Origin of the sequence: uncultured Sphingomonas sp. (assembly GCF_964250165.1) — a bacterium.
Taxonomy (GTDB): Bacteria; Pseudomonadota; Alphaproteobacteria; order Sphingomonadales; family Sphingomonadaceae; genus Sphingomonas.
Map to the genome: position 1 here is coordinate 1 of NZ_CAXUEK010000065.1, position 934 is coordinate 934.

Sequence of the window (934 nt, forward strand, 5' to 3'; positions counted from 1 at the left end):
GTCGGCGACCGCGGCCTTGTCCTCGCGCACCACCAGGTCGCCGGGGTAGATCGGCGGGTTGGCCGCATCGACCTGCGCGGCGCGGATGAAGGCGTCGTTCATCTGCAGCAGCCGCCCGTCACGGTCCACCAGCGCGAGGCCGAGCGGGAGCAGCGAGACGAGGCTGCGGACATGCGCGGCCGCGCTGGCGCCGATCGCGGGCGTGCCCTCCTCCTCGTCGAGCAGCGCCACGAGGACCGGGCCGTCCTCGTCCTCGACGAAGGGGAGCTGGACGACGCGCAAGGGCGTGCCCTCCAGCCCCTCGCGCTCGAAGCGGACGAGGCCGCGGCTGTCGGTGATGAGCAGCTGCGCGAAGTCGCGCCCCGCCAGCGGCGCGTCGCCCTGGCCGAGCGCGCGCAAGGCGAGCACCGCGTTGCCCGCGAGCACGCGCCCCTGCGGGTCGACCAGCGCCGCCATGACGCCGCCCCCGCCGAGCCGGTCGCCGGTCGGTCCCGCGAGCAAGCTCGCCAGCGTACCGGCATGGTCCTCCTCGCGCGGCTGATGGAACCGCCAGACGAGCAGGTCGGCCTCCGCGCCGGCGCGGACGATCTCGGCGTCGACGCGTCGGCCGGACGCGTCGAGCCGCGCGGCCACGCCATGGCCATCGCGCCAGGCGGCGCGCCCGGCGGCGCCGAGCGCCGCGACGCCCGCGTCGTCGAGCGACAAGCCCGGCGGGGTCGGCAGGCCGCGGAACAGCGTCTGGTAGGCGTCGTTCGCGCAGACCAGCCGGCCGGCGCGATCCGTGACGGCGACCGCATCCGCGCTCGCCTCGGCGAGCTGACGCGCCAGACTCCAGTCGGTCGCCGGGGTGGTGACAGCGGCCGTCGGCGCGACCAGCCGATACGCGGCCGCGCCGCCCGCGACGACCAGCGCGGCGGCGAGGAAGCCGGCGGCG

At 77.2% G+C, this 934-nt stretch carries 2 pseudogenes; both read right to left on the bottom strand.

What is annotated here, in order from left to right:
* Positions 1-705: pseudogene (locus ACFE64_RS12155) on the bottom strand (hybrid sensor histidine kinase/response regulator); the annotation flags it as partial.
* Positions 706-771: 66 nt separating this feature from the next.
* Positions 772-909 (bottom strand): annotated as a pseudogene (locus ACFE64_RS12160) (hypothetical protein); the annotation flags it as partial.
* Positions 910-934 lie beyond the last annotated feature (25 nt).